Annotated in this window: 19 protein-coding genes; 15 read left to right on the top strand and 4 right to left on the bottom strand. The window is 58.9% G+C overall.

Annotated features, from left to right (window positions below):
- Nucleotides 1-52: 52 nt before the first annotated feature.
- The 12 genes from ACVDG9_RS08440 to ACVDG9_RS08495 all read left to right on the top strand — a co-directional run bounded on the left by ACVDG9_RS08440 (nt 53) and on the right by ACVDG9_RS08495 (nt 10,717).
- Complete coding sequence (locus ACVDG9_RS08440; RefSeq protein ID WP_022997654.1) at nt 53-973, top strand: branched-chain amino acid ABC transporter permease; 921 nt, start codon at nt 53-55, stop codon at nt 971-973.
- Complete coding sequence (locus tag ACVDG9_RS08445; RefSeq protein WP_168693374.1) at nt 970-1,953, top strand: branched-chain amino acid ABC transporter permease; 984 nt, start codon at nt 970-972, stop codon at nt 1,951-1,953. Before ACVDG9_RS08440 ends, ACVDG9_RS08445 begins: the two co-directional genes overlap by 4 nt.
- Nucleotides 1,946-2,695 (top strand): ABC transporter ATP-binding protein, encoded by a 750-nt coding sequence (locus ACVDG9_RS08450; RefSeq protein ID WP_022997652.1) that lies wholly within the window; start codon nt 1,946-1,948, stop codon nt 2,693-2,695. Before ACVDG9_RS08445 ends, ACVDG9_RS08450 begins: the two co-directional genes overlap by 8 nt.
- Nucleotides 2,692-3,381 carry an ABC transporter ATP-binding protein gene (locus ACVDG9_RS08455; protein ID WP_055659143.1) on the top strand — a complete coding sequence of 230 codons (690 nt, stop codon included), beginning with the start codon at nt 2,692-2,694 and terminating at the stop codon, nt 3,379-3,381. Before ACVDG9_RS08450 ends, ACVDG9_RS08455 begins: the two co-directional genes overlap by 4 nt.
- A 3-nt stretch (nt 3,382-3,384) precedes the next feature.
- Entirely contained in the window at nt 3,385-3,786 is a 402-nt protein-coding gene (locus tag ACVDG9_RS08460; protein ID WP_370199733.1) for an acyl-CoA thioesterase, read from the top strand.
- Nucleotides 3,787-3,886: 100 nt separating this feature from the next.
- Entirely contained in the window at nt 3,887-4,282 is a 396-nt protein-coding gene (locus ACVDG9_RS08465; RefSeq protein ID WP_370199731.1) for a RidA family protein, read from the top strand.
- 364 nt (nt 4,283-4,646) lie between these two features.
- A complete protein-coding gene (locus ACVDG9_RS08470) occupies nt 4,647-5,405 on the top strand; it encodes a FadR/GntR family transcriptional regulator (protein ID WP_022997647.1) in 759 nt (252 codons plus the stop codon).
- On the top strand, nt 5,398-6,561 hold the full coding sequence (locus tag ACVDG9_RS08475; RefSeq protein WP_022997646.1) for an aminotransferase class I/II-fold pyridoxal phosphate-dependent enzyme: 1,164 nt from the start codon (nt 5,398-5,400) through the stop codon (nt 6,559-6,561). Before ACVDG9_RS08470 ends, ACVDG9_RS08475 begins: the two co-directional genes overlap by 8 nt.
- Nucleotides 6,562-6,605: 44 nt before the next feature.
- Nucleotides 6,606-7,862, top strand: coding sequence for an ABC transporter substrate-binding protein (locus ACVDG9_RS08480; RefSeq protein ID WP_031268042.1), 1,257 nt, complete (start codon nt 6,606-6,608; stop codon nt 7,860-7,862).
- Nucleotides 7,859-8,791, top strand: coding sequence for a carbohydrate ABC transporter permease (locus ACVDG9_RS08485; protein WP_055659150.1), 933 nt, complete (start codon nt 7,859-7,861; stop codon nt 8,789-8,791). The genes ACVDG9_RS08480 and ACVDG9_RS08485 overlap by 4 nt, the downstream gene beginning before the upstream one ends.
- Nucleotides 8,792-8,800: 9 nt before the next feature.
- Nucleotides 8,801-9,643, top strand: a complete 843-nt coding sequence (locus ACVDG9_RS08490) for a carbohydrate ABC transporter permease (RefSeq protein ID WP_022997643.1) — start codon at nt 8,801-8,803, stop codon at nt 9,641-9,643.
- 12 nt (nt 9,644-9,655) lie between these two features.
- Nucleotides 9,656-10,717, top strand: coding sequence for an ABC transporter ATP-binding protein (locus ACVDG9_RS08495; RefSeq protein WP_022997642.1), 1,062 nt, complete (start codon nt 9,656-9,658; stop codon nt 10,715-10,717).
- A gap of 57 nt (nt 10,718-10,774) precedes the next feature.
- Here the strand turns inward: ACVDG9_RS08495 and ACVDG9_RS08500 are convergent, their stop codons facing one another.
- The 4 genes from ACVDG9_RS08500 to ACVDG9_RS08515 all read right to left on the bottom strand — a co-directional run bounded on the left by ACVDG9_RS08500 (nt 10,775) and on the right by ACVDG9_RS08515 (nt 15,171).
- Nucleotides 10,775-12,187, bottom strand: coding sequence for a metallophosphoesterase (locus ACVDG9_RS08500; RefSeq protein WP_447237734.1), 1,413 nt, complete (start codon nt 12,185-12,187; stop codon nt 10,775-10,777).
- A gap of 110 nt (nt 12,188-12,297) precedes the next feature.
- Nucleotides 12,298-13,575 (bottom strand): TRAP transporter large permease, encoded by a 1,278-nt coding sequence (locus ACVDG9_RS08505; RefSeq protein WP_447237735.1) that lies wholly within the window; start codon nt 13,573-13,575, stop codon nt 12,298-12,300.
- A gap of 13 nt (nt 13,576-13,588) precedes the next feature.
- Complete coding sequence (locus tag ACVDG9_RS08510) at nt 13,589-14,176, bottom strand: TRAP transporter small permease (RefSeq protein WP_167579479.1); 588 nt, start codon at nt 14,174-14,176, stop codon at nt 13,589-13,591.
- Between the two features lie 17 nt (nt 14,177-14,193).
- Nucleotides 14,194-15,171 (bottom strand): sialic acid TRAP transporter substrate-binding protein SiaP, encoded by a 978-nt coding sequence (locus ACVDG9_RS08515; RefSeq protein ID WP_031268038.1) that lies wholly within the window; start codon nt 15,169-15,171, stop codon nt 14,194-14,196.
- A gap of 236 nt (nt 15,172-15,407) precedes the next feature.
- On the opposite strand from ACVDG9_RS08515, the gene ACVDG9_RS08520 reads away from it, so the two are divergent.
- The 3 genes from ACVDG9_RS08520 to ACVDG9_RS08530 all read left to right on the top strand — a co-directional run bounded on the left by ACVDG9_RS08520 (nt 15,408) and on the right by ACVDG9_RS08530 (nt 19,361).
- Nucleotides 15,408-16,178, top strand: a complete 771-nt coding sequence (locus ACVDG9_RS08520; RefSeq protein WP_022997637.1) for a GntR family transcriptional regulator — start codon at nt 15,408-15,410, stop codon at nt 16,176-16,178.
- A gap of 797 nt (nt 16,179-16,975) precedes the next feature.
- Nucleotides 16,976-18,229 carry an ABC transporter substrate-binding protein gene (locus tag ACVDG9_RS08525; protein ID WP_022997635.1) on the top strand — a complete coding sequence of 418 codons (1,254 nt, stop codon included), beginning with the start codon at nt 16,976-16,978 and terminating at the stop codon, nt 18,227-18,229.
- Nucleotides 18,230-18,446: 217 nt separating this feature from the next.
- A complete protein-coding gene (locus ACVDG9_RS08530; RefSeq protein WP_023000238.1) occupies nt 18,447-19,361 on the top strand; it encodes a carbohydrate ABC transporter permease in 915 nt (304 codons plus the stop codon).
- Nucleotides 19,362-19,368 lie beyond the last annotated feature (7 nt).

Here is a 19,368-nt window from a genome sequence, read left to right on the forward strand (position 1 = left end):
TGACCCAAAAGCCGGTGCGGGAAACCGCGCCGGCCAAAGGGGCGGGGTACTCATGTCACTGATATTGCTCATAGAGCAGGTTCTGAACGGCCTGCAATTCGGCATCATGCTGTTTCTGATGGCCGCCGGGCTGACCTTGATCTTCGGCGTCATGGGTTTGATCAACCTTGCCCATGGTTCGCTGTACATGATCGGGGCGTTCTGCGCGGCGGCTGTTGCGGCTGCAACCGGATCGTTTCTGCTGGGCCTCGTGGCGGCACTTGCCGGTGCTGCCATCGCGGGCGCCTTGGTCGAGTTGGTGGTCATCCGCCGGCTTTACGCCAAGGATCATCTGGATCAGGTGCTGGCGACATTTGCGCTGATCCTGATCTTCTCCGAAGGAACGCGCTGGATCTTCGGTTCCTTTCCGCTGTTTCTCGACGTGCCGGAATTCCTGTCCGGCCCGGTCACGTTGCCGGGCGGCATCGAATATCCTCTCTACCGGCTGACGCTGATAGCCGTCGGCCTTGCCGTTGCGCTCGGTCTCTGGATGCTGATTTCCAGGACGCGTCTCGGTGTGCAGATCAGGGCAGGGGAAAATGACCGCGAGATGATCGCGGCCCTCGGCATCGACATTGCGCGGCTCTATACCATCGTCTTCGCGCTTGGCGCCGCACTGGCAGGACTTGCCGGCGCCCTGGTCGGTGCCATCCAGTCGGTGCAGGTCGGCATGGGGGAACCGGTGTTGATCCTGGCTTTCGTCGTCATCGTCATTGGCGGCATCGGCTCCATCAAGGGGGCGCTTGTGGGCGCGATCCTGGTCGGATTGACCGATACGCTCGGCGGCATCTTCCTGCCGGAAATCCTGAAGCTGTTCCTTGATCCGTCGACAGCCACGTCCGTCGGATCCTCGCTCGCCTCCATGGCGATCTATATCCTCATGGCTGCGGTGCTGATCCTGCGTCCTGCCGGTCTGTTCGGAGCGCGCGCATGATCCGGGAACGCTATCTCAATGCGCTGACGCTGGCGCTCTTCGTCGCGATCCCTTTTTGGGCGATCTCGGCGGATGAACCCTTCACCATTACGCTGATGACGCGTGCCGTCGTCTTTGCGATCGCGGCCGTTGGCCTCAACATCGCGCTCGGCCTTGGCGGGCTGGTCAGTCTCGGTCACGCGGTCTTCTTCGGCCTCGGCGGTTATGCCATGGGTATCCTCGCCTACCATGCCCAGAACTATACCGCGCTCACCGAGTGGCCATTCCTGATCGAAGGCACGAAGTCAATGCCGGTGATCTGGCTTGTGGCCGTCGTGGTGTCTTCCCTGGCTGCGCTGGTGATCGGGATTCTGTCCTTGAGAACGGCAGGGGTCTACTTCATCATGATCACGCTGGCCTTTGGCCAGATGTTCTTCTTCTTTGCCATTTCCTGGGCGGAATATGGCGGAGAGGACGGACTGTCGATCTATGTCCGCAACGGATTTCCGGGGCTCAATACGCTGGACCCAATCCAGTTCTACGGGCTTTGCCTGGGGCTTTTGTGCCTTGTGCTGCTGTTTGCATGGCGGCTGTCCGGGTCTCCATTTGGTCTTGCTCTCAATGCTGCCCGGCAGGTTCCCGTTCGTGTGGAGACCGCGGGACTGGACCCGGTGCGACTGAAGCTCGTTGCCTTCGTTGTGTCCGGCGCCATCACGGGTCTCGCGGGGGCGCTGTTCGCCGACCTGAACCGTTTCGTCAGTCCGACGATGTTCAGCTGGCAAACCAGTGGCGAGATCATGATCTTCATCATCATCGGTGGGGTCGGACGGCTTTTCGGGCCTGTGGTCGGTGCGCTGGTCTTTGTTGCGCTGGAGCACTGGCTCGGAGCCTTGAGCGACTTCTGGCACATCTACCTGGGGCTGTTGCTTCTGGTCATCGTGCTCTTCGGCAAGGGCGGTGTGATTGGCATGATTTGCGGACGGGAGGCTGTTCATGACTGATGCTGTCCTGCAAACAAACGGCATTTCCAAGAGCTTTGGTGCCTTGCGAGCCAGCCGTGACATCTCCATCGACCTGAAGCCTGGCGAGATACACGCGATCATCGGTCCCAATGGTGCCGGCAAGTCCACCCTGATCGGGCAGATTTGCGGAACACTGCGGCCTGATGCCGGGTCGGTTCGCCTGCTGGGCAGGGACGTCACGCATCAGCCGACACGCGCCCGCGCGCGTGCCGGCCTGGGGCGTACCTTCCAGATCTCCTCGCTGGCCATGGAAGACACGGTTCTCCAGAACGTTCTGCTCGGGGCACTGGGCGCCAGCGGTCGGCCCTGGAGGTTCTTCTCCAACGTGACCAGGGACACCTCCTTGCGTGAAACCGCCGAAGAAGCGCTCGCCCGTGTCGGCCTGTTGGACCAGGCACGCATGCGCACGGCGGAGCTCAGTCACGGTCAGCGCCGTCAGCTGGAAGTGGCCGTTGCGCTGACGCAGAAACCAAAGGCGCTTGTGATGGATGAACCCATGGCAGGCATGGGCTCTGAAGGCTCGAAGCTGCTTACCGGATTTCTCGATCAGCTCCGGCACGAAGCGCCGATCCTTCTCGTCGAACACGACATGGACGCGGTCTTCTCGCTGGCAGACCGTATCAGTGTGCTGGTGTACGGCGAGGTGATTGCCACCGGCACGGTCGATGAAATCCGGTCCAACGCCGCCGTCAAGGAAGCTTACCTGGGAGACGAAGCATGAGCAGTCTTCTGACACTGTCCAACGTGACGGCCTCCTATGGCGCCAGTCAGGCGCTTTTCGGCGTGGATCTGGAAATCGGCGAGGGCGAAGTGCTGGCACTGCTCGGCCGCAACGGCATGGGCAAGTCGACCACGGTCAAATGCATTTGCCGGATGCTCTCCGCGCAAGGCTCGCTGACATTTGCCGGTCATGACCTTGCCCGCCTGCCGAGCCACAAGGCTGCCCGGTTGGGACTGGGCCTTGTTCCTGAAGGCCGTCGCTGTTTCAGCACCTTGAGCGTTCAGGAAAACCTGATCGCGGCGGCTCGGCGCGGCGACTGGACCTTCGAACGCGTCATCGGCATGTTTCCGCGGCTTGGTGAACGGCGCGGCCAGCGGGCGGGTTCGCTGTCGGGTGGCGAACAGCAGATGCTCGCCATTGGCCGAGCCCTGATGACCAACCCGAAGCTGCTGATCCTGGACGAAGCGACCGAAGGTCTGGCCCCTGTCATCCGTCAGGAAATCTGGGCCGTGATCCGTCAGTTGAAGGCGGAAACGGGGCTCGCGATCCTCGTCATCGACAAGTCGATCAAGGAACTGCGCCAGGTTTGCGACCGGGCGACGATCCTGGAGCGCGGCACATCCGTCTGGACTGGCGGTATTGATGCTCTGACCGACGACGTCACTGCCAAGTACATCGGAGTTTGAGTGATGTTCCGGTTCGAGCAACCCATCTTGTTCAAGCATTGCGATCCGGCGGGGATTGTCTTCTATCCCCGCTATTTCGAGATGATGAACGATTGTGTCGAAGCCTTTTTCGACAAGGTCGTCGAATGGCCGTTCAAGGACATTCACAAGGTGGGAGCCGTACCGACTGCGGAAATCCGTACGCGTTTCATGGCTCCGAGCAAACTGGGCGATCTTCTGGTGCTCGGCTTGAACGTGACCAAGGTTGGCCGGACCAGTTGCGGCATCGCAATCAGCGCGCAATGCGAAGGCGAGGTGCGTTTCCAGACCGAGCTGACCATCGTCAACGTGGACAGCAGCGGCAAACCGGAGCCATGGCCGGAACAGGTAAAACAACGATTTCTGGACCAGTCGGCACTCGCTTGAGCGCCGACCGGTTCAACAGGTAGGGAGCGATCAGCCTTGAGAGTTCAATCCAGTCGGATTGATTTTCAGCTGATCCGGAAGACAAGGAAAGTCAGGATCAATGACGGTCAAAAGCATTCAACCCGACGGCTGGGCCCCGGCAAAAGGCTATGCAAACGGCATGTTGACGGAGGGCAAGACGCTCCATATCGGCGGCCAGATCGGCTGGAACAAGGACCAGGTCTTTGAAACCAGTGACTTCGTCGGCCAGATGGAACAGACGCTCGCCAACATTGTGGCTATCGTCGAGGCCGCCGGTGGAGCCGCGACCGATATCGCTCGCCTGACATGGTTCATTACGGACAAACGCGAATATCTTGCCCGGCAGAGAGAAGTCGGTGAAGCCTACCGTCGGGTGATGGGGCGGCATTTCCCGGCCATGTCGGTCGTCGTGGTGGCCGGCCTCATCGAGGACGATGCATTGATCGAAATCGAGGCAACCGCCCAGGTCGGCTGACCCTCAAAACTGTCTTGTTGGAACCATCAGCAGCCCGGCACCGTGTGCCGGGCTTTTTGCGTTGGCAGCGGGCAATGCAGATCGGATGCCATTCCCGACAGAACGCAAAGGAGAGCCAGGAAAAGGGAACAGACGTCGCGATGGAGGACTGTATCTCCAACCGGCTTTCAGGCTCTCCGATCCCGGCGCCCGGCTTGCTCCACGGAGGCGCCTATATGAGGCAGAACGCCCTTTGTTCCATTCCGTGAGTGGTTGGTGCATCTGAGTTGTATGAAAGAAATCAATGTTTTGCAGTGATTCATGCTTGGCTCAAAAATTATGTCAGACAAAGTGTTTACAATGTCAGACAAAGTGGTAACGTGAGATGGCAAACAAAGAAGGTCGACATCTGTCCATGCCGGAAAATGCACAACAGCCGAAACCGGAAACGGGGTCTGCAGCAGCGAGTGAGCCGCGGGATGTGCCGCGAGCCCTGATCAGCCTCATCGAGCAGGAAGGCCTCAAGATCGGGGATCGTCTGCCGCCGGAACTGGAGCTTGTGCGCCGTCTGGGCTTTGGCAGGTCGACCATTCGCGAGACGCTCAAGACCTGGGAAAGCATGGGTGTCGTCAGCCGCAACAAAGGAGCCGGCACAAGGCTCATCGCGGAAATATCAACCAATACACTGCGCGTGGCCCTCACCATCAAACATGAAGCCGAGAGCCTGTTGCGAATGCAGCAGGTTCGACGGCCTCTGGAAATCGAGTCGGTGCGTATCGCAACGAGATCCGCAACGCCGGAACAGCGCCGCATCATCAATGCCCGGGCGGCGGAACTGATGGCTGTGTTCGAAGCCGGTGAAGACTGGCGCCCGGCCGACCATCGGTTTCACAACGCCGTTCACGATGCGACCGGCAATCCCCTGTTCAGGCAGTTCATCGAACAGATACAGAAAGCCTTTCACGACATTTACGAAACACCGTTCGGCAAGCCGCATCTCGGCCAGGACACCATCCCGCTGCACCGCCCGCTTGCCGACGCGATCATCGCCGGTGACGAGGACAAGGCAGCGGAACTGACCGAGATGATCATCGATATGGTCTGTGCCGAAACCCAGAAAATTTCAGAGGAACACGATGGCTGACGCTGTGCCGGGTGGATATTCGATCGAGACGCTGCTGGCGGCTGCTGCCGAGACAGGAGGCGCTGTGGCGCCGCCGATCGTGCAGACGTCTCTCTTCACCTTCGACAACTACAAGGCCTTCGAAGACCGGATGGCGGGCCGCTCCAACGAGCCGCTCTATACACGGGTTCAGAACCCCACTGTGGCTGCCTTTGAAAAGCTGATGGCCCAGGCGGAAGAGGGCGAAGCTGCTGTCGGTTTTGCGTCCGGCATGGCAGCGGTCTCCTCCACCGTTCTTGCCTTCGTCAAGCCGGGTGACCGAATTGCCTGCATCGAGCATGTCTATCCGGATGCCTATCGCCTGTTCGAGCGTATGCTGCGCCCGTTTGGCGTCGGGGTTACCTATCATTCAATTGAGGAGTTCCAGTCGGATCCGGATCTGCTCAAGGGCGTGAAGCTCGCCTATCTGGAAAGCCCGACCTCCGTCGTCTTCAAGACGCTGGATCTCGGACTTGTCGCCTCACATGCGAAAAAGCACGGCACGATCACCGTAATCGACAACTCCTGGGCAACACCGCTCTTCCAGCGCCCACTGACCCTCGGCATCGACATCGTTCTGCATTCTGCCTCCAAGTACCTGTCCGGCCATTCCGACACGGTTGCCGGCGTGGTGGTGGCTCGCCAGGACCTGATCGACCGGATCCGGGACCTGACCCTGCCATTGCTCGGCGGCAAGCTTGCCCCATTCGAGGCTTTTCTGCTGACCCGGGGACTGCGCACCCTCGGTCCGCGCATGCGCCAGCACCAGGCGACCGCGAACCTGTTTGTTGACCGGCTGGCGAGCCACCCGCATGTCAGTGCGGTGCATTCGCCCGGTCCGAACATCGTGCCCGGTCTGACCGGCCGCTCGGGTCTGTTGTCCGTCGCGCTGAACGACAACGTCGACATTCCGAACCTTGCCGACAGCCTGAAGCTGTTCCGCCTTGGCGTCAGCTGGGGTGGTTTCGAAAGCCTGATCCTGCCGACACGCATCGGCCTCAACCAGGCGGGCGAGCAGAATTCAATGCAACGCTTTGGCGTGTCCGACCGGATCGTACGCCTCAGCCTGGGGTTGGAAGACCCCAACGATCTTTGGGCCGACTTCGAGGCGGCCCTGAGCAAAAGCGCCCGGACATAAGACGGCGCAATTCAAACCAAACCTGAAAGAAGCGGAGTTGAACCATGAGGGGACTGATAGGAGCAATTAGCGCATTGGCGTTTCTGGCAGGCTCGGCAGCGAGCGCGGAAACCCTGAAGCTGGTGGAAGTGATCACCAGCCCGGAGCGCACGGAAGTACTGCAGAAGCAAGTGGACGCCTTCGAGGCTGCCAACCCGGGCACGGAAGTTGAAATCGTCTCGCTGCCCTGGGGCCAGGCCTTTGAAAAGCTGGCAACCATGGTGGCCGGTGGCGACATTCCCGATGTCGTTGAAATGCCGGACCGTTGGGCAGGCATCTACAAGGACAGGCTGGTCGATCTGAACGACAAGATCGCAGGTTGGGAATATGGTGGAACGCTGACCCAGAAAACTCTGGACATGGGCCGCCAGACCGACGGCAAGACGGCACGGATGATCCCTTACGGCTTCTATCTGCGTGCCATGTTCTACAACAAGAAGCTGCTGGCGGAAGCCGGTGTCGAAAATCCGCCGAGCACGATGGCGGAATTCATGGATGCGGCCAAGGCCGTTTCCGAACTGGACGGAAAATACGGATATTGTCTCCGGGGCGGACCTGGTGGGCTCAACGGCTGGATCATGATGGCCGCCACCATGAACGGGGACAACACCTTCTTTGACGCGGATGGCAAGAGCACGCTCAACCAGCCGGGTTCCGTCGAAGGCATCCAGTTCCTGATCGACATGTACCAGAACGGCTATGCCCCGAAGGATTCCGTCAGCTGGGGCTTCAACGAGATCGTGGCCGGCTTCTATTCGGGAACCTGTGCGTTCCTTGATCAGGACCCGGATGCGCTGATCGCGGTTGCCGAGCGTATGGCGCCGGAAGACTTCGCTGTGGTTCCGATGCCTGTCGGTCCGGCCGGCAAGGCCTTCCCGACCATCGGTTTCGCCGGTTGGGCGATGTTCGACACGACCAGCAACGAAGACCTTTCCTGGAAGCTGATTGCGCATCTGTCCAGCCCGGAAACCAACAAGGAATGGGCGAAGCGCGTTGGCGTCATTCCGATCCATGAAGGTGCAGAGCAGGATCCGTACTTCAAGACCGAGCAGTTCAAGGGCTGGTTCGACACCCTGAACGGCGACCAGTACATCCCGACGGTCATGCCGACCTATCTGGAGCAGTTCGGTTACTTCGCGGACTCCATCGCCCTGGAATCCAGCCAGGAAGCTCTCCTGGGTGAAATCTCCGCGCAGGAAGTGGCCGACAAATGGGCCGAGTTCCTGACGGAAGAATATGGCCGCTGGAAAGCCGCGCAATGACCACGATCGACACTGCCGTGCCCGGGAAAAAATCCCGGGCTCGGCCCACCTTTTACTTCCGTTACATGGTGGAGCCTTATCTCTACCTGACCCCGGCAATCGTGCTGATTGCCCTGGTGATGCTGGTGCCGCTGGTGATCGGCGTTTCCTATGCCTTCCAGGCCGTCAACCTGCTGCGCCCGTTCCAGTCGGGCTGGGTCGGCTTCGCCAACTTCGAGGCCCTGTGGTCTGACCGGAAGTTCTGGCTGGCGCTCACCAACACGTTCTGGTGGACGCTCGGGTCGATTTTCTTCCAGTTCTTCCTGGGACTTGGCCTCGCGATGCTGCTGAACACACAGTTCCACGGCAAGCGCATTGTTCAGGCACTGGTCTTTCTGCCCTGGGCCGTACCGACGTTCCTGTCGGCTCTCACCTGGGCCTGGCTCTTCAACCCGACCATCGGACCGCTGCCGCACTGGCTGGCTGCTCTCGGGATCCTTTCTGAGCCGTTCAACATCCTGGGTGACAAGGACCTGGCCATGTGGGGACCTGTGACCGCAAACGTCTGGTTCGGCATTCCCTTCTTCGCCATCACACTGCTGGCTGCGCTGCAGTCCATCCCGGGCGAACTTTACGAGGCTGCGGAAATTGATGGCGCGACCGCCTGGCAGACCTTCACCAAGATCACGCTGCCGTTTCTGGCACCGATGATCGCAATCACTGTCATGCTGAGGACGATCTGGATCGCGAATTTCGCCGATCTCATCTTCGTCATGACCGGCGGCGGACCTGCAAACTCGACGCAGATCCTGTCGACCTACATTTTCACAACAGCCTTCCGGAAACTCGATTTCGGCTATGCCTCCGCAATCGCGGTCGCGCTCCTGGGTCTGCTGCTGATCTATGCGGCAATCCTGCTGGTGCTGCGCCGGAAACTGGTCAAGATCTGAGGTGCTTCGATGAGTGCGCTTCGTAATAGCTCGCCTCTGGCGGTCACGGGAAAATATCTGGCTCTGGCGTTTTATGTCGCCTTTGCGCTTTTCCCGCTCTACTGGCTCGTCAAGATCGCGATCACGCCGGACAAGCTGATCTTCACGGAAGGGACGGCGCTCTTTCCGAGCGAGTTTACCTTCGAGAACTTCCAGACCGTTCTGATCGCAACGGATTTCCTGTCCTATTTCAAGAACAGTGTGATCGTGTCCATTGGCACCGCGGCCATCACCACGGCGATTGCCGCGGCTGCCGGATACGCTTTCTCGCGGTTCGATTTTCGCGGCAAACGGCTGATCATCGCCCTGATGCTGATCACCCAGATGTTTCCGCTTCTGATGATCATTGCCCCGATTTACAAGATCGTTGCAGCGATTGGCCTGCTGAACTCGCTTACCAGCCTGATCATCGTCTACACGGCATTCAACATTCCCTTCGCCACCTTCCTGATGCAGTCCTTCTTTGACGGCATACCGAAAGATCTGGAGGAGGCCGGCATGATTGACGGTTGCAGCCGCTTCGAAGCGCTCAGGAAAATCATTCTGCCGCTGACGCTTCCGGGGCTTGGGGCGACGCTGGGCTTCGTCTTTACCGCTGCCTGGAGCGAGCTGCTCTTCGCACTCATGCTGATCAACTCCAACGACACCATGACCTTCCCCGTCGGGCTTCTGACTTTCGTTTCGAAGTTCTCTGTCGACTGGGGGCAGATGATGGCCGCCGGCGTGCTCGCACTGGTGCCGTCCTGCCTGTTCTTCATCTTCATCCAGCGCTATCTGGTCCAGGGGCTTACCTCTGGCGCCGTCAAGGGGTAGGAGACCCAGACCATGGCTCGTATCGAACTCAAGAACATCGCCAAGGCCTATGGCTCCGTCGAGGTGATGCGCGATATCAACCTCTCCATCGATGATGGCGAATTCATCGTACTGGTCGGCCCGTCCGGCTGCGGCAAGTCCACGCTGCTGCGCATGATCGCCGGCCTGGAACCGATTTCCGGAGGCGATTTCACGGTAGACGGCAAACGCATGAACGAAGTGCCGCCCCGTGATCGTGACATGGCCATGGTTTTCCAGTCCTATGCGCTTTATCCGCATATGGATGTGGCACGGAACATGGGCTTCTCGCTGGAAATCCGCAAAGCGGCCAACGAGGAGCGGGTAAGCAAGGTGCAGGAAGCTGCCAGGACACTTGGCCTGAGCAATTTGACAGCACGCCTGCCGAAACAGCTTTCAGGCGGGCAACGCCAGCGTGTCGCCATGGGCCGAGCAATCGTCCGTGATCCAAGCGCCTTCCTGTTCGATGAGCCGCTATCCAATCTCGATGCGGCACTGCGTGTCGAAATGCGCCTTGAAATCGCCCGGCTCCACCAGCGTCTGAAGTCGACGATGATTTATGTGACCCACGACCAGGTGGAAGCCCTGACGCTGGCCGACAGGATCGTGGTCCTGAATGCGGGCGACATCCAGCAGGTCGGCACGCCGCTGGAGCTCTACGACACCCCTGCCAACAAGTTCGTTGCCCAGTTCATCGGGTCTCCGACCATGAACATCCTCGATATCGAACCGAAGGACGGTGGCGTTGCACTGAAGAACGGCGCCAGCCTAGGCCTTGGATTGAGCAACGGGCAAGCAGCTGCAAGGGAGTTGGGGGTCCGTCCGGAACATCTCAACATCGTCGCCCAAGACGTCGCTCATATTTCCGGAACGGCCGAACTGGTCGAGCATCTGGGCTCGGACACCAACATTCACGCAAGTGTGCCGGGCATCGGTCAGGTCCTGGTGCGCGAGCACGGGCATTTCGCGCTGAAATCCGGTGATCCGGTCGGCATCGCGCTGGATCTGGACAAGACACATCTGTTCGATGCTGAAGGCCGACGCCTGGCAGCCTGAGTGCGTGGGGAGCTCAACCTCCCACTTGCTCAGGCTGACTAAAAAGTGCGCGCACGGTCAGTTGCTGCTGCAGAGGCAGGTTTTGTAGGCGTCCAGGCTGGTGGCATCGAGCGCGCAGCCATATGCCTGCCAATTGACGGGATCGATTTCCGGGGTCGCTGATTGAACGGCATAGAGATTACTGAACCGCTGGCGCAATGGCTCGTCGTTCTGAAGCGTCTTGGCGAGTGAAGCCCGGCTGGCGGCGGAAAGGTCCGGAACCGCATAGGTGGAGCGGTAGTCATATTCGAGCTGCCAGTCCGGCTTTGCTCCGGCGGCGGCAGCTTCGAGGTTCGTCAGATAGAAGGTCGCCGAGTCCTTCACCGCGCCGCTGGTCTTGTCGTATAGAAAGACCGCAAAGGCCGGGTTGTTGCCGAAAACAGGGCTGACCGATGCCGTTATCTGGTTCGCAATCAACGGTTCACCCGAAGCATCATTGATGACAGTGAAGCCGTCCATATGCGTGTGGCCGGAAAACGTGTAGTCGACGGTGCCGGCATATTTGTACATCAGCTCCAGAAAGTCCGTGAGGTAATGCTCCTGCCAGAAGAGGTGGATACTGGCCTCACACGTCTCCTTGTCTGCATGGCGCGCCGTATCGCGAGCATCGGCGCCTGGTGGAACATGCATCAGTAGCTGCGCCTTGCGGCCGGCCTGCTGCGTTTCGGCAAGCTGCTCATCCAGCCAGGTCATGACGTCCTTTCCGGGATCGCCGCCATTGGTATTGCAGGCATCCGAATAGTGTTTTGCCCAGTAGACGTTGCTGAGGGCGATGATGTCCTGATCCGGCACCGTTGGATGCGTAACCTTGTAGAAACCGTCGTGCTTGAACGCCTGGAACCCGCCCGGTTGACGGCTGAGCTTCGCCCACTGCTCGCCGACACCTTCAAGAAATGCACTGTCGGGAGCGAGCTGATAGTCACCGCAGGCTGAATCTTCGTTGCCCAGAACGCCGTAGACCGGGATGTTGCCGAACGTATCGCCCAGAAGCTGGGAAACATATTGCGTGGTCTTGATGGCAAACGAGGTCACGCCCTGCGGATTGTCGCCCGCTGTCTTCTGGTAGGTGTCATTGAAGTGGTGGCTCAGGTAGTCGCCTGTATAAAGCACGTAGTCGTAGGTCATGCCTTGGGCTGCCGCCGCATCCAGGGCGGAGACCATCAGCGAGTAGGTGGCATCATTGCCGTAACTCTTGATGCTTTCGGCGGCCCCCTTGAAAATGTCTGTCCACCCGGAGACTGGGCTCTTGTCCAGTACTGGCACGAGGGCCGGATCACTGAACGGGTCGAAGTGGATGTCGGTGACGATCAGAAACAGACCCTCGTTCGTACCCGGGTAGAACACCGGTTCCGTGGACTGTGCCTGGGCGCCTGTGAGCGGCAAGGACGCAGCTGCAAGCGTCGCAAAAGCAATGGCTAACCTGTCGAACATTCCGGCCCCCTAGCTGTGCCAAAAATTCCCTTGCGGAATATTGGCACAGTCAAACACGGCACCGGTAAATGGATGTGAACCGCACTTTCGAAAATTGAGCCGATTTGCGCCTACCGGTAGACCAGTGTCGGCAGCCACATCGAAAAGGCCGGAACGAAGGTCAGCAACAGCAGCACCGTGATCAGCGGGACGAGGAAGGGAGCCGTTGCCGTCACGCATCGCTCGAAAGGCACTTGCGCCACTTTTGAAAGCACGTAAAGCACCATGCCGACCGGGGGCGTCAGAAGGCCGATCATCAGGTTCAGGATCATGATGATCCCGAAATGGACTGGATCAATACCCAGGCCGACGGCCACCGGAAGCAGCACCGGCGTCAGAATGGTGATGGCGGCAATTGTTTCCATGAACAGGCCGATCACCAGCACGATCAGCGTGATGATCAGTAGCAGAACGACCTTGTTGTCCGTCAATGCCACCATCAGCTCGGAAAAATGGCGTGCGGTCTGGTTGGCCGTCAGGATCCAGGCGAAAATCGTGGAAGCGGCCACGATCAGCATGATGGCTGCGGTCGTCTCCACCGTCTCGAAGGAAACCTTGAGGATCTTTCTGAAATTCAGCGTCCGATAGACGCCGACACCCAGAAAAATGCACCAGGCGACGGCAGCGATCGCTGCTTCCGTCGGAGTGAAAATACCGAACATGATGCCGCCGATGATGATCGTCGGTGTCATGAGGGGAAGCAGGGCGTCGAGAAAGGTCTGCCCAAGCCGCGAAAAGCGGAAATTGAGATCCCGCGGATAATTCCTCTGCCGGGAGTACCAGGCAACCATCACCATCAGGGCCAGTGCCATCATGAGGCCGGGAACGATGCCGGCCATGAAAAGCTGGCCGATTGAAGCGTCCGCGATGACGCCGTAGATAACCAGCGGCAAAGACGGAGGAATGATCGGCCCGATAGTGGAAGAGGCAGCTGTGATGCCGACCGCGAAATCCGTATCGTAGCCACTGTCCCGCATGGCCTTGATCTCGATGTTGCCGAGACCTCCCGCATCCGCCACGGCGGCCCCTGACATGCCGGCAAAGATGACACTCGCGCCGACATTCACATGACCCAGTCCGCCGTGCATCCAGCCGACCGCCGCGCGGGCGAAGGCGAAGATGCGGGTCGTGATGCCTGCGGAGTTCATCAGGTTGCCGGCAAGGATGAAGAAGGGAACCGCGATGAGCGGAAACGAATTAATGCCGTTGACCATGTTTGCCAGCACGATCATCGGCGGCAGGCCATCCATCAGCACGAAGGCGAGCGAGGCGAGGGCAAGGGCGGCTGCGACCGGCACCCCGATGATCATCAGGGCGAACAGCAGCATCATCATGAACAGGACGGCCATCGGCGAAAACTCTTCAATCGGTTGGCAGGTGGTCGTCCAGCGAGCGGACGAGGTCTTCGGGGCTTTGGCGAAGGCGGCGCCACAGCCAGATGGCCGAGTAGAACGCCATCAGTCCGAGAGCGACGACGCAGATCGTGTAGATCCAGGCTTTCGGGATCGGCAGGGAAATCATCTTCTGCCGGGTTTTCTGGGTCAGTTCGATACCGATCCAGGTCATGGAGGCGAAAAAACCGAGCGTGATCGTCTGGGACAGAACGGTCAAACCTTTCGCAAGACGCGGTGGCACCATGCGCATCAGAAACTCGAGCGTGATATGCGCACCACGCCGCGTCGCGGTGATTGCGCCAAGAAAGCAGACCAGGATCAGCAGATAACGGGCCACTTCCTCGGTCCACGCGAGGGAATCGTTCAGCACATAGCGAGTGAAGAACTGGAGGAAAACGACCACGGCAAGGACCCAGAAGACCAGAATGCCGGGGGCATCGATCCATTTCAGCGCGCTGAGGTCGGTTTCGGTTTCGTCAAAGTGAAGCAGTTCGGGCGCGCCGTCCGCGCGCCCTTGCTCCGTTTGTGCGGTGGCCTGTTTCGTTTGGTCAGCCACGGCATCGTTGCTTTGCGTCATTGAGCGAGAGCCTGCATCCGCTCGTAGTGTTCCTGGGTATAGGGAACCTTGGATTCATCGGTCAGGATCGGCTCGACAGCAGCCTGGAAAGCAGCCTTGTCGACTTCGTTTATCTGGATGCCCTGATCAACGAACCACTGCACAAGGTCCTGTTCCGACTGATAGATCTCGTCCGCATTCTGGGCGGCGGCTTCCTTCAGAACTGCGTCCACGGTGGCCGCATCGTCCCCCAGCTGCCCCATCGCGTTTTCGGAAACGACGATGATCAGCGAATTGCCGATATGGCCGGTCAGATTGATGTTGGACTGGACCTCGTAGAACTTCTTGAACTTGATCGTCGGCAGAGGGTTTTCCTGGGCGTCGACAACGCCCTGCTGCAACGCCAGATACACTTCGGAAAAGGCGATCGGTGTCGGGTTGGCGCCAACCGCATTCGGGAACAGCACCATCAGCGGTGAATCCGGCACACGGATCTTCAGACCCTTCATGTCGTCCGGTTTGGTGATCGGGAACTTTGAAGTTACATGGCGGTAGCCGTACCAGGTGATGGCCATCACCGTGTGTCCGGTCGCTTCCTTGTAGCCATTGGAAAGGTCGCTGAAGAGGTCACTGTCCCGGTAGGCCTTCCAGTGATCATAGTTCTTCAGCATGAAGGGATAGTCGGAAATGGCGATCGGACCGTAATCGCGTTCGGCGAAGTTGGGCCCGGTATAGATCATGTCGACGGACCCGATGGTCAGGCCTTCGTTGATCTCTGCTTCCTTGCCGAGTGACGAGGCCGGGTAGACCGAGATGGTCACGCGGCCATCCGTTTTTTCCTTGATCTGGTCTGCGGCCCACAGCGCCCATTTGTGGTAGCTGGATCCTTCCTCATAGACATGCGCCCATTTCAGGTCCGCGGCCCAGGACTGCCCAGCCAGGGCAAGTGTCATCGCGGCGGCCAGAAGGCCGCGCTTCATCGTTCTTCCAATCATGTCTGTCCTCCCGTCGGCCGGGGTCGAGCTCCTCCACTCAATCGGCCTATCTTGTATAACTGGTATACAAGTTATTTTACGTATATGACATATTGTAAGAATGCAAACGAATTCGGCTGGTCATCCCTTTGCTGGATTGCTAGTAAACCGGAAAAGAGGGGGAGAAACTGTAGGGATTCGAAGCAGATAGGCTCAGTTCAGCTGCATCTTCGAACCTCTTGGTTTCAGGAAAGACGATGGCCGTATCACTGGATGAAACGCCTTCTGCCGGAGGCAAGACGCGCAAGCCGAGAGCGAAAAATGCACCCCCACGCGGTGCTGCTTCCGGGACCGCCAGACGGGCGGCCCGCAACTCGGAAATCGTCTACCAGGACCTGCGCAACGCGATCATAAATGTCACGCTGCCACCCGGTTCGCCGCTGGCGGAAAAAGACCTGACCGAAAAATACGGCATCAGCCGAACGCCGGTTCGCGAGGCGATCTTGCGGCTGGCGGAAGAGAACCTTGTCGACGTATTCCCGAAGTCCGGCACCTTCGTTGCCAGGATTCCCGTTTCCGAATTGCGCGAGGCCATCGTCGCGAGGAAAGCGCTGGAGGAAGTCTGCGTTCGCGAAGCCACGATGAAGGCGAGCAAGAGCCAGTTGATGGGGCTGCGGGCGATAGTCCAGCGCGAGCAGGAGCTGGCCGACAAAGGCGACGAACAGGCTTTCCACGAGGCGGACAATGCCTTTCATTCCGGTATCGCCGCAGCCAGCGGTTACCCGGGCATCTGGAACATGATCGAGAAGATCAGGCTGCAGGTGGAGCGCTACCGCAGGCTGACGCTGCCGCAGGAAGGCCGGATGCAACTGATCGTCGGCGAACATGCCGCTGTTCTGGAAGCGATCGAAAAGGGCGATGCAGATGCAGCGGTTGCCAATATGAACAACCACCTCAACAAGCTTCAGATCGATATCGGCACCTTTCAGGATCTGTGGCCCGACTATTTCCTGTTCGACAAGGATTAGGCCTGCCCGGTTGTGGCGCTGCCCTGATCGGAAAAGGCGGGCAGTTGAGGCAGGTGGTAACGAGGTGGCGTGAGCCGGCGCGACTGTTGCGCTTCAGGAAGAGCGAGTTTTTGGGGCTGTACTGTGGAAGACGCAGCGGCACAGGCGGCATCCGCCATTTCTTTTTCAATCGCAACCATTCAAGTGCGCTGTTGCCCGGGTCGGTTTCGGAAAACGGGTCTGGGTGTGGAGGCCTGTTTCAAGCGGCTGGTTCTTATTTCTTTTAGAAAACAGATTGTTATGCCTGATCTCTGAAGCGGGACCTCGACTGAACAGCTCCCGCGACCGTGCAGGACAGGCCTGTGCAGAAACCAGCTCGCAAGAGGGCCAAAGCATTTGTTCCGGCTGGAGTAATGCCAGTTATTTACAAGACACCACCGGACAGGCGGAAATCCGCCGGATTTCGGTGTTTGCTGAACGTGGCGAAACAATACCTCTGAGCCTGAAAGGCTGAAAAAACAAATCCAATATAATACCAATAAGCTGCGTGAATGGTCGATTCGGCCTATGAAAAATGATTTTCACGATTTCAAACTAATAGGTCGACAAGTGGTATCAAATAGGTATTATATGAAATGAGCAGGAGGGCTGATGCTCTCCGGCGCATATTGTTCTGTATCTGGCGGTAAAACAAAAACGCGAATGGCAACGGAAGATCCCATTAGGGCCGGCCGCGCCGGGAAGCGGGACGGGCTCCAACGCCGTGAGCAGACAATTTTGAACGTCCAGCAATGGATGGAACTTTTCGGAGGTGTCTTATGAAACGCAATATTCTAGCTCTGGCGATGGCCAGCACTGCGCTCTTTACGTCGACGGCTTTTGCTGAAGATGTCACGCTGACGATCGAAAGCTGGCGCAACGACGATCTGGCGCTGTGGCAGGAAAAGATCATTCCGGCTTTTGAAGCCTCGCATCCGGGCATCAAGGTGAAATTCACCCCGTCCGCACCGACAGAATACAATGCCGTACTGAACTCCAAGCTTGATGCCGGTTCCGCGGGAGACCTGATCACCTGCCGTCCGTTCGACGCCTCGCTGGCGCTTTATGATGCCGGACACCTGGCGGACTTGTCCGACATGGACGCCATGAACAACTTCTCTGATGTTGCCAAGGCCGCCTGGCAGACGGACGACGGTTCGGCAAGTTTTTGCGTGCCGATGGCTGCCGTGATCCACGGCTTCATCTACAACAAGGATGCTTTCAACGAGCTGGGCATCGAAGTCCCGACGACCGAGGAAGAGTTCTTCGCCGCTCTCGACAAGATCAAGGAAGACGGCACCTATATCCCGATGGCCATGGGCACCAATGACCAGTGGGAAGCGGCCACCATGGGCTACAACAACATCGGTCCGAACTACTGGAAGGGTGAGGAAGGCCGCAAGGCTCTGATCGCCGGCGAGCAGAAGCTTACCGACGAGCAGTGGGTTGCCCCTTACGCCACGCTGGCAAAGTGGGCACCTTACCTGGGCGATGGCTATGAGGCCCAGACCTATCCGGACAGCCAGAACATTTTCACGCTTGGCCGTGCCGCGGTCTATCCGGCCGGCAGCTGGGAAATTTCGGGCTTCAACACACAGGCCGATTTTGAAATGGGCGCTTTCAAGCCGCCGCTCCGCAACGCTGGCGACAAGTGCTACATCTCCGATCATACCGACATCGGCATCGGCATGAACGCCAAGACCGAGCATCCCGAACAGGCCAAGGAATTCCTGGCTTGGGTGGCGTCTCCTGAATTCGCCACCATCTTCGGCAACGCTCTGCCGGGCTTCTTCCCGCTGTCCAAGACGCCGGTTGAACTGGAAGATCCGCTTGCGAAGGAATTCGCCAGCTGGCGCGGCGAGTGCGAAAGCACCATCAGGTCCACCTACCAGATCCTGTCCCGTGGCACGCCGAACCTGGAAAACGAAACCTGGGGCGCATCTGCTGCCGCTATCAAGGGTACGGAAACGCCTGAAGCACTCGGCAAGAAGCTGCAAGACGGTCTGGCGAGCTGGTACGAGCCGCAGAAGTAATCTGCACGAATGACAAACGGTTCCCTGGCGGTGTTCGCATCGTCCGGGAACTCTAGACCTGGACAGGCCTTTGTCTGCCCAAGGGAAGTTTGTGTCCCGGGCAGGCTACTGCCTGCCCAAGGAGAGTCTATATCCCGGGCAGGCTACTGCCTGCCCCAGGGACGTCTATATCCCGGGCAGGCGTCTGCCTGCCCGGGGCATTTGACCGGAGCTTTTTATGAGCAGGCCTCGCTTCCGCTGGCATATCGTCGTGTTCCTGGCCCCAGCGGTCCTTGTTTACACGGCCGTGATGATCTTTCCCCTCTTCAACACGCTTCGTCTTGCCCTCTACAGCAAGATTGACCAGGAGCGCGTCTTCGTGGGGCTGCAGAATTTCACCACGCTTCTTGGCGATCCGCTCTGGTCGGATCAGTTCTGGAACGCGCTGGGGAACAATTTCTGGTTCTTCATCATTCATATGCTGGTTCAGAACCCGATCGGCATCGCCCTGGCGGCCATCCTCAGCCATCCGCGACTGCGGTTTGCGGCCTTCTACCGCTCGGCGATCTTCATTCCCACAATTCTGTCCTTCGTGATTGTCGGTTTCGCCTGGAAACTGATCCTGTCGCCGATCTGGGGCATTGCTCCGTCCATGCTGGATGCCGTCGGTCTGAAGTTCCTGTTCGCGCCCTGGCTCGGCAAGGAAGAGTACGCACTGACCACGTTGTCGCTCATTTCGGTCTGGCAGTTCGTGGGCATCCCGATGATGCTCATCTATGCCGCGCTGCTGTCCATTCCCGAAGAGATACTGGAAGCTGGCGAAATTGACGGCATCACCGGCATGTCGGCCTTCTGGAAGATCAAGCTGCCGCTGATCCTGCCGTCCATCGGCATCATTTCGATCCTGACCTTCGTCGGCAATTTCAACGCCTTCGACCTGATCTACACGGCACAGGGGGCGCTGGCCGGGCCGGACTTCTCGACCGATATTCTCGGCACCTTCATGTACCGCACGTTCTTCGGATTCCAGCTTCAGCTGGGCGATCCCTACATGGGCTCGGCAATCGCAAGCGCCATGTTTGCGATCATCCTGATCGGCGTCTGTCTCTACCTCTTCGGCATCCAGACCCGGATGCGCAGATATCAGCTGTAAGGGAGGT

It is taken from the genome of Roseibium sp. RP-7, assembly GCF_053005225.1.

Coding starts and splice junctions, on each gene's coding strand:
- ACVDG9_RS08440 (WP_022997654.1), top strand. CDS start 53: ATGTCACTGATATTGCTCATAGAGCAGGTTCTGAACGGCCTGCAATTC.
- ACVDG9_RS08445 (WP_168693374.1), top strand. CDS start 970: ATGATCCGGGAACGCTATCTCAATGCGCTGACGCTGGCGCTCTTCGTC.
- ACVDG9_RS08450 (WP_022997652.1), top strand. CDS start 1,946: ATGACTGATGCTGTCCTGCAAACAAACGGCATTTCCAAGAGCTTTGGT.
- ACVDG9_RS08455 (WP_055659143.1), top strand. CDS start 2,692: ATGAGCAGTCTTCTGACACTGTCCAACGTGACGGCCTCCTATGGCGCC.
- ACVDG9_RS08460 (WP_370199733.1), top strand. CDS start 3,385: ATGTTCCGGTTCGAGCAACCCATCTTGTTCAAGCATTGCGATCCGGCG.
- ACVDG9_RS08465 (WP_370199731.1), top strand. CDS start 3,887: ATGACGGTCAAAAGCATTCAACCCGACGGCTGGGCCCCGGCAAAAGGC.
- ACVDG9_RS08470 (WP_022997647.1), top strand. CDS start 4,647: ATGGCAAACAAAGAAGGTCGACATCTGTCCATGCCGGAAAATGCACAA.
- ACVDG9_RS08475 (WP_022997646.1), top strand. CDS start 5,398: ATGGCTGACGCTGTGCCGGGTGGATATTCGATCGAGACGCTGCTGGCG.
- ACVDG9_RS08480 (WP_031268042.1), top strand. CDS start 6,606: ATGAGGGGACTGATAGGAGCAATTAGCGCATTGGCGTTTCTGGCAGGC.
- ACVDG9_RS08485 (WP_055659150.1), top strand. CDS start 7,859: ATGACCACGATCGACACTGCCGTGCCCGGGAAAAAATCCCGGGCTCGG.
- ACVDG9_RS08490 (WP_022997643.1), top strand. CDS start 8,801: ATGAGTGCGCTTCGTAATAGCTCGCCTCTGGCGGTCACGGGAAAATAT.
- ACVDG9_RS08495 (WP_022997642.1), top strand. CDS start 9,656: ATGGCTCGTATCGAACTCAAGAACATCGCCAAGGCCTATGGCTCCGTC.
- ACVDG9_RS08500 (WP_447237734.1), bottom strand. CDS start 12,187: ATGTTCGACAGGTTAGCCATTGCTTTTGCGACGCTTGCAGCTGCGTCC.
- ACVDG9_RS08505 (WP_447237735.1), bottom strand. CDS start 13,575: ATGGCCGTCCTGTTCATGATGATGCTGCTGTTCGCCCTGATGATCATC.
- ACVDG9_RS08515 (WP_031268038.1), bottom strand. CDS start 15,171: ATGATTGGAAGAACGATGAAGCGCGGCCTTCTGGCCGCCGCGATGACA.
- ACVDG9_RS08520 (WP_022997637.1), top strand. CDS start 15,408: ATGGCCGTATCACTGGATGAAACGCCTTCTGCCGGAGGCAAGACGCGC.
- ACVDG9_RS08525 (WP_022997635.1), top strand. CDS start 16,976: ATGAAACGCAATATTCTAGCTCTGGCGATGGCCAGCACTGCGCTCTTT.
- ACVDG9_RS08530 (WP_023000238.1), top strand. CDS start 18,447: ATGAGCAGGCCTCGCTTCCGCTGGCATATCGTCGTGTTCCTGGCCCCA.